Source organism: Luteitalea sp. (genome assembly GCF_022842525.1).
GTDB lineage: Bacteria > Acidobacteriota > Vicinamibacteria > Vicinamibacterales > Vicinamibacteraceae > Luteitalea.
Genome location: NZ_JALHPM010000209.1, coordinates 1 through 10,352, shown reverse-complemented (window position 1 = coordinate 10,352; position 10,352 = coordinate 1). Strand labels below are relative to the sequence as shown.

Annotated in this window: 11 protein-coding genes; 6 read left to right on the top strand and 5 right to left on the bottom strand. The window is 66.4% G+C overall.

Features of this window, described 5'->3' with window-relative positions:
- The 3 genes from Q0C41_RS26595 to Q0C41_RS26585 all read left to right on the top strand — a co-directional run.
- Positions 1–287, top strand: a 287-nt coding sequence (locus tag Q0C41_RS26595) for a hypothetical protein (RefSeq protein ID WP_291989167.1), incomplete at its 5' end; no start/stop codon positions are given.
- Between the two features lie 218 nt (positions 288–505).
- Positions 506–1,273, top strand: coding sequence for a DsbA family protein (locus tag Q0C41_RS26590; RefSeq protein ID WP_291989165.1), 768 nt, complete (start codon positions 506–508; stop codon positions 1,271–1,273).
- Positions 1,274–1,485: 212 nt separating this feature from the next.
- Positions 1,486–2,007: a hypothetical protein gene (locus Q0C41_RS26585; RefSeq protein ID WP_291989163.1), complete on the top strand. Its 522-nt coding sequence runs from the start codon at positions 1,486–1,488 to the stop codon at positions 2,005–2,007.
- Between the two features lie 54 nt (positions 2,008–2,061).
- Here Q0C41_RS26585 and Q0C41_RS26580 read toward each other — a convergent pair whose 3' ends face one another.
- The 4 genes from Q0C41_RS26580 to Q0C41_RS26565 all read right to left on the bottom strand — a co-directional run bounded on the left by Q0C41_RS26580 (position 2,062) and on the right by Q0C41_RS26565 (position 5,990).
- The gene (locus tag Q0C41_RS26580) at positions 2,062–2,547 is read right to left on the bottom strand and encodes a DUF3617 family protein (RefSeq protein ID WP_367079312.1); all 486 of its coding nucleotides are present in this window, start codon (positions 2,545–2,547) and stop codon (positions 2,062–2,064) included.
- A 75-nt stretch (positions 2,548–2,622) separates the two neighbouring features.
- Entirely contained in the window at positions 2,623–4,119 is a 1,497-nt protein-coding gene (locus Q0C41_RS26575) for an IS256 family transposase (protein WP_367079311.1), read from the bottom strand.
- Positions 4,120–4,373: 254 nt separating this feature from the next.
- A complete protein-coding gene (locus tag Q0C41_RS26570) occupies positions 4,374–5,363 on the bottom strand; it encodes a hypothetical protein (protein ID WP_291989161.1) in 990 nt (329 codons plus the stop codon).
- A 462-nt stretch (positions 5,364–5,825) separates the two neighbouring features.
- On the bottom strand, positions 5,826–5,990 hold the full coding sequence (locus Q0C41_RS26565; protein ID WP_291989159.1) for a hypothetical protein: 165 nt from the start codon (positions 5,988–5,990) through the stop codon (positions 5,826–5,828).
- Between the two features lie 878 nt (positions 5,991–6,868).
- Between Q0C41_RS26565 and Q0C41_RS26560 the strand changes: the two genes are divergently transcribed.
- From Q0C41_RS26560 to Q0C41_RS26555, 3 genes are all read left to right on the top strand, one after another.
- Positions 6,869–7,939, top strand: coding sequence for an HD domain-containing phosphohydrolase (locus Q0C41_RS26560; RefSeq protein WP_291989157.1), 1,071 nt, complete (start codon positions 6,869–6,871; stop codon positions 7,937–7,939).
- Positions 7,936–8,328, top strand: coding sequence for a sigma 54-interacting transcriptional regulator (locus Q0C41_RS31525; RefSeq protein WP_367079310.1), 393 nt, complete (start codon positions 7,936–7,938; stop codon positions 8,326–8,328). Before Q0C41_RS26560 ends, Q0C41_RS31525 begins: the two co-directional genes overlap by 4 nt.
- Before the next feature lie 278 nt (positions 8,329–8,606).
- Positions 8,607–8,813, top strand: a complete 207-nt coding sequence (locus tag Q0C41_RS26555; RefSeq protein ID WP_291989155.1) for a helix-turn-helix domain-containing protein — start codon at positions 8,607–8,609, stop codon at positions 8,811–8,813.
- An 8-nt stretch (positions 8,814–8,821) separates the two neighbouring features.
- Here the strand turns inward: Q0C41_RS26555 and Q0C41_RS26550 are convergent, their stop codons facing one another.
- Entirely contained in the window at positions 8,822–10,177 is a 1,356-nt protein-coding gene (locus tag Q0C41_RS26550) for a sigma-54 dependent transcriptional regulator (RefSeq protein ID WP_291989153.1), read from the bottom strand.
- Positions 10,178–10,352 lie beyond the last annotated feature (175 nt).

Genomic DNA, 10,352 nt, shown 5'->3' with positions numbered 1-10,352 from the left:
CCGGTGCCTTTGCGGTGCGCCTTGGCAAACGGGGCCGCTTGCCGGAAGCTCGCGCGCCGGGCGGCGTCGAGCTGATCCTTCAGCCGATCATGGCGACGCTGCAGCCGATCCCGTTCGTGCTCGAGCTGCCGTCGCTCACGCTCGGCCCGCGTCAGCACCTCGCGCAGTCGCGTGATCTCGTGCTGCAATCCCGTCGAGCGCCGGGCGGGGCGGCGTCGGCCGCTCGGCGGGCATGGCGCCGTTGTGCCAGAACCCGCGAACGAGTACAAGTCCGAACGACCCGCTAAACAGAGACCATTTCGCCACTCCTGGCCAGGACCGGCGAGCCTGGCGAGCCTCACCGCCGGCCGTGACAGGGTTGAGCACGGCGGCGTGGAGGCTGCGGCACTCGACGAGAGCGTCCCTGGGCGCAGATAGAAACATGGACGCAGCTCGGCAGTGCGATGGTCACCCACGGTGTACAGGTTCAGTACCAGTGGCTTGTCTACACTCACGATCGCGGCTAGTGTCGAACGACGATGGCACCGACGCCGTCTGCGCGCGGAGCGACCACATGCCTCGACCCGACTGGCGACACGCAGTTGACCTCGGCTCTTCCTTGCTGACGATTGCCGCCGCGGCGACCCTTCTTTGGCGGCTAACGGGTCCGCACGGCCCTCCGACCAACGCTGACGTCGCGTCAGCAGCGGTAGCGCTTCCTGATCGAATCGCGCTGACCACCGCGGACTGGTCCTCGACTCAGACACCAAAGGTCGCACTCGTTGCGTACTCAGACTTCCGGTGCAAGTTCTGCGGAGACTTTGCTCGAACGACACTTCCGTCACTTCGCAAGACCTACTTCGACAGCGGTCGCGTCGCGTTCGCGTTCCGGCATATGCCATGGGACGACGCTGACACAGACGCGATGTCGGCGTCTTCTGTCGCACTGTGCGCAGCCGACTACGGACGCTTCTGGGAAGTGCATGACTGGCTGTTTGCGCGCAGCGACGAGCTCGGGCGGGCCATCGGTGGAGCCACATCAATCGCGGAGTCGTCCGGAGGCCAGAAGACTGCACAGTGTATCGCCGACGCCCCTGCGCGAGTCAGGCAGCACGCTTCTGAAGGACGACGGTTTGGCGTTCTCGGCACCCCGACATTCTTCGCCGGGATTGTCCGTGACCGAACGGTCGAGGTGAGGAGTCGTATCGTCGGGGCGCAGCCGACCGACTACTTCGTGTCTGTCTTGAACGACCTGATATACGTCGCTGATCAGGAGTCGCGCGCGACGCAGTAGGTCTTTCCCGCCCTCGGGACGACCCTCGGTAACGGGTCGAAAACGGCCATTTCCGTTACCGCTGACCGAGACGGGCGCGGTTTGCCCAGCTGTGCTATAGATCCCAAGTTCCCTCTTTTCGGCCTCTCACGCTACACTGGGGCGCCACCACGGCCAGGTTCCCGCGGTGCGCGTCTAATCCGTCGGGTGCCCTTGAGGCGTCGGGAGGGGCTATGAAGTTACGCATCAGAGTCGCGTTTGCAGCGGCGGCGTGTGTTTGCGCCGCGTCGCCCGTCTGGGCGCAGACGCCGCCTGTGACGGTCACGCCGTATGTCGCCTTCGGCACGGATGGCGCCGCGCCGGTCGGAGCGATGATCACGCTGCCCATCGCGGGTGGCTTAAGCGTCGACTCCGAGGTCGCGTACCGTCGGGGCGAAGGCGAGATACACGCGATGAGTTCTAGCCTTAGCCTGCTGCAGAACTTGTCGAAGATCGGGCGTGTGACGCCATACCTTGCCGCCGGCGTGGGCCTAGCACAGTATGGGACGCCCGTGCTCGGGGCCGAGGGCGCGCCGTCCGGTACCGCCAAGCGGCTCGGACCAACGGTCAATGTAGGAGGCGGATTTACCGCGCCTGTCACGTCAGCCGTTGGCTTCCGGATGGACGCACGGTACTCCGACGGGCTGGGCAAGGGCGGCGATCAGTTCCGCATTGCGAATGGCGTGACCTTCGGCTCGAGCCGAAAGCCGAAGTAGCGAGCCGCAAGTGCAGCAGCGGCCCGCCTCGCCCGGCGGGCCGCTGCTGCCGGTTCACCGTGCCGGCACGGGGGTCATCGGCATCGACTTGTCACAGTCACCGAGGCGTTCCCCCTCATACGACATCGTCATGGTGACGGGTTCTCCGTCCTTTGTCACTGTTAGCGCAACCGTGCCGTGGTAGGCGTCGGCGGTGTAGGTGAATTGGCCCTTTCCGCTCATCGGCGCATCGGCGCCTGGACAGTCGGTCTCCCATGACACCGTTGCACCCTCAAGGCGCTGTGCGACCACTTCGCACTGCAGGCCAGGCATTTCCGATGGACCGTCGAGCGGCACCAATTTCGCCGGGTCGGCCGCGTCCTCCTTCGTGACACAGTGCGTGAACTGCATTGGTGGGGGTTGTGCGGTCACTCCTAGCAATTGCGCTCGCATCGTTGCCCGCCAGTGGCCGTCTCGGCGCGGTACCGGCCTGCCTGACGCGAACGCCCACCAGGCGCTGGCTGCAACCACAGCGACAATCACAAATCCGATTGCCTTCATCACGACCTCACGGTGAGACGTTTCTGCGTCATGCCGACCTGCGCCTCCTCAACAGCAGAGGTACTAGCTGCTGAGCTAGGGCACACGCGCGCGGAGGTTGATTTGCTTCTCTTCGCCACGCGCCAGCGCGAACGCAGTGGCACCCCGTCGAATCGCCTCAAGGAACTCGGGCGCCATCCAGTTCGCCTCGTCGATGTCTGGCACCGCTACCACGAAGTAGCGGCCCGCCCGAAGCCTGCGCAGGACGTAGCGCCCCCCGTCATCTGTCCGGGTCAGTTGGAAGGCCCCCTGACCGGACACAGACCAGCGAGAGGGATCCTCGGGGAACACTGCGACGAACGCGCCTGGGGCGAGCGTGCTCCCAATCGCCACCAGGCCGTGTACCTCCGTCGGACGCGACGTTAGCTCGATCTCGACGCCGCTCAGTCCTTCACCAGGCTTGACCACGAAACCGGATTCCGTAATGTCCACGCCATTCGCCGTGACGGCAGACACAAACCATCCGCTTCCCGAGGCGCCCATGGTGATGGCGCGCATAGTGAGAGCGACCGGGGGCACCTGCAGCGAAAACCGAAAGTCGGTGTCTGCCTCGGCTGGAACTCCGAATTGGCCGAGCATGGCGTCGTCAGGATTCATGGCCTCAGCCACGACCCGCACAGTCGCGGGCTGCGGCCGCAAGCCCTCGGCCACCTTGCGCAGCTGCGCCAGCGCCGACGCGTGATCGGGCTGCGCGAAGATCGTCCGCACGATCGCCGCGATGGCTTCACGGGCGCCCTGCGGCACCGTCGCCAGCAGATTGCGCATGAAGTGGACGCGGCAGCGCTGCCACGCGGCGCCGTGGAGGACCGTGCTGATGGCCTGCTTCAGGCCTTCGTGCGCGTCCGAGACGACGAGGCGCACGCCGGTGAGGCCGCGCTTCACCAGGCTCCGCAGAAACGCCGTCCAGAAGGCGCGGTCCTCCGACGGGCCCACGTCCACGCCCAGCACCTGCCGGTCGCCGTCGCTCGTGATGCCCACCGCCACGACCGTGCGCAGCTGACGACGCGGCCGTCGACGCGCACCTTCTGATACGTCGCATTCGACCCACAGATAGCGGTGCTCGCCGGTCAACGCGCGGGTCCGGAAGGCGTCGACGACCGTGTCGAGCGTGCCGCAGATCCGCGAGACCGACTTTGAGATGCCATCGACGCCGAGCGCCTTCACCAGATCATCGACCTTCCGCGTTGAGACGCCATGCACGTAGGCCTCCTGCACCACGGCCAGCAGCGCATGCTCGGCGCGCCGGCGGGGCTGCAGCAGCGACGGAAAGTAGGTGCCCGGCGTGACCTTCGGGATCGCCAGCTCGATCGTGCCCATGCGCGTGTTCCACGTCCGGGTGCGGCTGCCGTTGCGATACGCGGTGCGCTCGCCCGTGCGCTCGTGGCGCTCGGCCCCGATGAGCCCGGCCACCTCCGTCTCCATCAGCGCCTGGGACAGCACGCGGATCCCCTCGCGCAACACGTCCCCGTCCTGCTCCTCGAGGAGCTTGCCAACGAACGCGTTCAGATCCATCCTGCTCTTGGCCATCGTCATCCACCCTCCGTGTGTGCTCTTCTGCCCGAAGAACTCACGGAACGATGTGCGATGGCCGCTTCACCTGTCCAGCAGCGGCCCCGCTACCGAATTTCCACCACGTCCGGGGACTCTACCTACGAGATCGGCACGGCGTGATGCCTGCCCAGCCGCCGTGCCTGCGGTTCGACAGCTGGCGGGGCCAGCACCAGTTCATCAATCATCTTGTGTTAGCGCACCCGTCAAGGCCCGCGCTGTTCCGTGGGGGGCACCGACTACGAAAGACGGAACCCGCCGACGTGTCTATCCCCACTCGTCTCCCCTGGCCCCAGCGCAGGCCTCGATGCTGCCTCGGGCAAGACGCTCGCGGTCAAGTCGATAGCGGAGCGCAGCAACCGCTCGCAGAATGGGCGTGATCGGTAGCTCTCGACGAGATGGCTTCGAGCTGCGAGAGTGTTGCTCAGCTGGGCGAGCTCGGCCTGGAGTTCTGGGTCAGCGTCGGTCCGGCCCACCTGCGGGAATCGCGTTCGCACCGACCAGTCACTCGGCCGTCCCAGCGCGGCGCGCAACATCACCGCAAACCCGTGATCGCCGGCGTTGACCGTCAGGGCGCGCGACATGAGCGCGGCCCGCATGCTGTCCTGCTGCGCGAGCTGCACTGCGAGGGCCCACAGCCGCGGTTCGGCTGGAGCCCACGACGTCGCTCGGACGAGCGTATCTCTCGCCGCTGCGGTGCGGTCATCCTCAACGTGCTCCATCGCTTGGGCGACGATCGTGCGGACCAGTTCCCATCGAACGGCGTCTTGATCGATGTTGTTCAGTTCGATGGCTCGTTCGAGGTAGGCCGCGCGCGTGGCGGCGGTGCCGCTTGACGCCGCCATCGCGACCCATGCGCGCGCGTCCTTCGGGAGGACGTACGTCGCCTCCAGCAGAATCGCGCGCGCCCGGTCGGGCCGTGCAGGAAGCCTCCGAAGGCCCAGCACCATCAGCAGCTCGCCGCAGGCCGTCCGCCACGCTTGACCCCCGAGGTCGAGATCCAGCGCAACGTCGATCCGCGCATCGACGACGTCCAGTCGATCGGTGGCCGTCGCCAGCCACAGCCACGGGAGCGCGCTGTCCGGCTCAACCGCAACGGCGCGCTCAAACGCCGCCAGCGCGTCGGTGCGGTCCCGCATCCGAGCCCCCGCAATCATGAGGCGCGCCGCCTCGGCTGTGCTGCACGGGGTTTCCTCTGCTGCCGACCGCGCGGAGTCGTCGGGCGTCATTTCGACAAAACAAAGGTGCAACAGACATGCCGTCCGCGTTCAGGACGAAGACGTCTCGGTTCGTCTCCCAATAAAGTGAGTCACGGAGTCTTGAACGGTGGCACCGGCGAGACGCGGCAGATAGGTGGGCGGCGGCACACCGGCCCAGCGCGCGGGGCCGATGGTCGTTGTCGCCAACGAGCCACGCGTCAGTCAGTGCCTGGGCTTCACGGTGGAGTGAAAGGATAGGCGTTCAGAACCTCCTCTCGGTGGGTGCCATTGAAGCAGTCGATTAAGGCGTACTGTACGGGCCTGACGGGCTGGACCCGCCGTCGCGTGACGTTTCGGGCGTCCACCCAGCCAACGAGTGTCTGTGACGCGAGTGCCGGGCCCCTTGTCCAAAAGGGATCTGGTCGAGGCGTCCATGGAGCGCAAGGAGCGGTTCGAGCACGCGTGCCCACGCGCGACGCGGGGATCTAACGGTTAGAGACCGACCTCGATGGCCACGCCCTCGCGGCTGCCTTCGTCGATCGCGTTGCGCGTGCGGAAGCGTCGCCCGCAATTGAGTGCGTCGCGCATGAAGTCGGGCGCCCAGATGTCGCTGAGCCGCGGCGGTGCGGTGAGGACGTGCCGAAAGCGGGGCGGCACCCGCCGCGCGTCCGTCGCGGCAGATTCAGCCGCAGCGCGCAGTACAGGCGGTGCACGCGCTTGTGATTCACTGCTCCTCGAGTCGCAGCCGGTCGTAGCACTTCCATGGCCTAAAGTGTGGGCGCCTTGAGCACGGTCACGAGCACCTCAATGACCTCGGTGTCGCGCATCGCCGATCGGCCGGCGCGGTGTACCAGGCCGTCCGTGCCAGCCCGCCGCCGCGCTCGTCGAACTGAGCTGTTGCACCGTCGTCAGGACCTCGATCGCCCGGAGACGTCCGTAAGGCGTCACGGTGTGCGGCTGAGCACATCGTTGATGGCGGCACTGTCGACCGCGAGACCCGCATACATCCGTTTCGGCTTCGCGTTTCTCCGTCTCAAGTGTCTTCAGGCGTCGCACGTCGGCATCGCGCCGGAGTACTGCGACTGCCAGTTGAAGTTAGGTCAGCCCGGGTGATGGATGCCGTGCTTCCGCACTTACTCGGCAAGCGGGAGGCCCGCACCGCCGTCCTTCAAGATGCCGACGATGTGACCTTCAGTGAACCGGGACCCTTCGCGCGGCTTCTCCGTCCGAAGTGGCGGAACGATCCCACACTCTACGGTTCACGAGAGTGGGAAGCGCACGTTCGGTTCGTCACAACCCGACATCGTGACCACGCCCAAGACAGCGCGAGCATGTCTGAGTTCTAGACGCGCGTCCAAGACTTGGACGACACGGTTGAGGTCCCCACTGGCCGGGGACCGCTGATCCGCCCAATTTCCTGTGCGAACGCTCTCCGCATCAACGGGGCATAGCTCTTGCGACATTACGCGAGCATGCGGACGATGCGAGATCACGCGGACCCGGCGGACTCGCCTGCCGGGGGCTTCGGGGCGCCGATGACAGCTGGGCTGGTGCTGGTGGTCGCCGCAGTTCACTCCGAGGGTGGGAGGAAGTGCGCGGAAATGAAGCGACACGGCGTCCGCGCGTGCCTGGTCGGCCCAGGCATCGATGCCAGGGCGGTCATCGACGCGACCCGCCCCGCCGTGGTCGTCATCGACATGGTGTCGGCTGGCGCCTCCGCCTCGAATCTGTGTCGCCAGCTGAAGCGCGATGTTGACACACGGCTGCTCCCCATTGTTTTGATCTGCGAGCCACACGATCGCGGCGCACGGCTGGCGGGTCTCCAATCCGGCGCCGACACCGTGCTCCACATGCCCGTGGACTTCGAGGAGCTCATGGCACGCGTCCGTCACACCGTGCACGCGAGCCAGTTCATCGGTGACTTGGAGTCGGCGGCGTCGATCATCATGACGTTGACGGCCATGCTTGAGGCGCGGACGTGTTCGCCGGGCCATTGCCACCGCATGGCCAACTACGCCATGGCCCTCGGCCGTGTGTCGGCCCTCAGCGAGCCGGAGTCTCAAGCGCTCTATCGGGGTGCCTTCCTGCATGACATCGGCATGCTGGCCCTCCCAGACGCGGTCACTCACAAGAGCGGCCCGCTGGAGAGCCACGAGTACGAGCTCATCAAGTCTCACACGGTGGTCGGCGATGCCCTGTGCGCGAACCTGCGCACCTTGCATGCCGTGCGGCCGATCGTCCGGCATCACCATGAGCGGCTTGACGGCACTGGATATCCCGATGGGCTTCGGGGTGATGAGGTTCCGCTGCTCGCGCAGATCGTAGGCATCATTGACGTCTTCGAGGCGATCACAGCGGGACGGGCGTACGAGCGGCCCAGAACTGCGGACGAGGCGATCCGCGTCCTCCACGACGAAGCCGACCGCGGCTGGCGCCGGCACGACCTTGTGGACGGGTTCGAGTCAGTCGTGCGGGCGGGCGCGCTGGAGTCGGCGCGCCGACCGGGACCCTTACTCGATCCGGGCTCGGCGGCGACACGGCCCGGCTCGTCGGTCGTCTCGGTGAGCGATAGGCCCGCAGATCCCGGTCGGGCGACTGATCGATGAGGGCAGGACCGCATACACGCGTGTGGCCCCCGCCCGTGGCGGTGGGCCCGACGCGACATTTCACCGGGCGCTCATCAGCGATTCATGCGGTCAATACCGCCATTGATCGCCTGGGTCCGCACGCCACTGTGGCCCTGTGTGTCGGTGAGTCAGGGACAGGGAAGAGCTACGCGGCGGCGCTGCTGCACTGTGTAGGGCCGCTCCGGCACCTCCCGCTGACCTGGCTCCGCTGCGGGCCGGACCTCGAACCCGCTGCACTACCGGCGACGCTCGTCACTGCCGGGACCGGAGCGTACTGCCTCGAGGAAGTGGCCGAATTGACGCCTCGGGCGCAGTCCGTGGTCGTCGGTGGGCTCGACGCCGGGAGCCGGGGGGGGAACTCCAACTGATTGCCACGACCTCGCTGTCGCCTCGCTCTGCAGTCGAGTCAGGGCGCCTTCGTGCGGACCTCTGGAATCGCTTGGCTTCGCTTCAACTGGTGTTGCCGCCACTGCGCGAACGCCGTGAGGACATCGAGGATCTGACCGACGTCTTCCTGAGACGGGCAGCCAGAGAGCATGGGCTGCACCCTCCCGTCCTGAGTCGCGCAGCGGCGGCTTGGTTGGCGTCCCGTACATGGCCCGGGAACGTCCGCGAGCTCCGCACCGCCCTCGAACGGGCGCTGCTAATGAGCGAGGGACGCGTGATCGGCGAACGGGACGTCAGGCGCGCCTGCAGCGAGGAACGCGCAGGGCGCCGTGACACGCTGGCGCTCGAGCGGGTCGAGGAGGCGCTGGCGCAGGCGGGAGGCAACAAGTCCCGCGCGGCGCAGGCGCTGGGCATCAGCCGCTTTTCGCTGTACCGCGCGCTGGCGCGCAGCAATGTTCGAGCCTGACTACGCAGTCAGGTCGGGTCGCGAGCACCGAGCTGCAGCGTCTTGATCTTCTGATACAACGTGCTGCGCGGAATGCCGAGCCTGTGGGCGGCAAGTTCGACGTTCCAGCCTTCCGCCTCCAGCACGGCCTGGATGTGGCGCCGTTGCAGCGCCTCCAAGGTCAGGGGACCGCCCACCAATAACCCCGTCGACGCTTCGACCGCGGGCGCGCGAAAGCGCACGTCACTGGCTCGGATGACACCGTCCGTACACATAATCGCCGCGCGCTGAATGACGTGGTGGAGTTCGCGAATGTTCCCTGGCCAGTGATGGTCCAGCAGTTCTGCCATGGCGTCCGGCGCAATGCAGAGGCTGGCCCGACCGAGGTCAGCGGACACGGCAGCGGCTAGCCGGATCGCGAGCGCCGGAACGTCGTCCATCCGCTCGCGGAGTGACGGGCACCGAAGCGTCAGCGTGTTGATCCGGAACAGCAGATCTTGGCGGAAGCGGCCCGCCGATACCAGCTGGTTCAGCTCCGTGTTCGACGCCGCGACGAATCGCGCGTCGCTGTGCCGCTCGAGCACGCTACCCAAGCGGCGGAAGCGCCCATCCTCGACGACCTTCAATAACCGCGGCTGGACAGTCAGATCGAGATCGGCAATCTCGTCGAGGAACATCGTACCGCCGTGCGCCGCCTCGATCAAGCCGACCTTGGACGTCGCTGCGCCCGTGAACGCCCCCCTCTCGAAACCGTATAGCTCGGACTCGAACAGCTCTTTGGACAAGCTCGAGCAATTGACGTCGATGAAAGGTCCACGGGCGCGCACGCTCTCATCGTGTAGCCAGCGCACCAGGATGCCCTTGCCGGTGCCTGTCTCGCCGGTGACGAGCACCGGCACGTCGGTTCGCGCCGCGATGGCCGCATCCTCGGCCAGTTGGCGAATCGCTGGCGATAGCCCCACGAAGGGCTTAGCCTCGATGACGTGGCCGCCCATCCGGTGGCTGGCGCGGCGAGAAACCCCCAGAGCTCGTCTGAGGGCGTGTCGCATCGTGCCCCCGTTGAGTGGGCGATTCAGGAAGGCGTTGGCCCCGTGCCGCATGGCTTCCACCGCCAACTCAACGTGGTCGGGTTCGGTCACGACCACGACTGGGGCCGGCGACGGCGGCCCCAATCTGGCCGCCATGACGTCGATCGCCGTACCATCCTCGAGTTGCGCATCGCTCACGACGAGGGCTGGAGGCCCGTCAGCCGTGATGACGGCGGCGGCCTCTGCCACTGTGGCCACCCCTTTCACCCGCAACTCGGTTTTTCCGAGGGCGTCCGAGACGACGCTAACAGTCCCGCCTATCGAACTGACCACGATAACGTATTCGGAAGTCTGCACTTTGCTGTTTCCTGTCGTTCACGCTCGGCTCCTGGGGGGAGCGATGACACGCGACGCTACATGACGATGAATAGCACTTTGAGATCAACTTTGAACTGCAACACTGACTACTGACCATAGAAGCATTCCTCCGGCGTGCGAAACCCCAAGCGCTTGCGTGGGCGGCGATTGAGGT

What these genes read in the sequence shown, in the direction of transcription:
- Q0C41_RS26585 (WP_291989163.1), top strand. Translation starts at nt 1,486, where the DNA reads ATGAAGTTACGCATCAGAGTCGCGTTTGCAGCGGCGGCGTGTGTTTGC.
- Q0C41_RS26580 (WP_367079312.1), bottom strand. Translation starts at nt 2,547, where the DNA reads ATGAAGGCAATCGGATTTGTGATTGTCGCTGTGGTTGCAGCCAGCGCC.
- Q0C41_RS26575 (WP_367079311.1), bottom strand. Translation starts at nt 4,119, where the DNA reads ATGACGATGGCCAAGAGCAGGATGGATCTGAACGCGTTCGTTGGCAAG.
- Q0C41_RS26570 (WP_291989161.1), bottom strand. Translation starts at nt 5,363, where the DNA reads ATGACGCCCGACGACTCCGCGCGGTCGGCAGCAGAGGAAACCCCGTGC.
- Q0C41_RS26560 (WP_291989157.1), top strand. Translation starts at nt 6,869, where the DNA reads ATGACAGCTGGGCTGGTGCTGGTGGTCGCCGCAGTTCACTCCGAGGGT.
- Q0C41_RS31525 (WP_367079310.1), top strand. Translation starts at nt 7,936, where the DNA reads ATGAGGGCAGGACCGCATACACGCGTGTGGCCCCCGCCCGTGGCGGTG.
- Q0C41_RS26555 (WP_291989155.1), top strand. Translation starts at nt 8,607, where the DNA reads ATGAGCGAGGGACGCGTGATCGGCGAACGGGACGTCAGGCGCGCCTGC.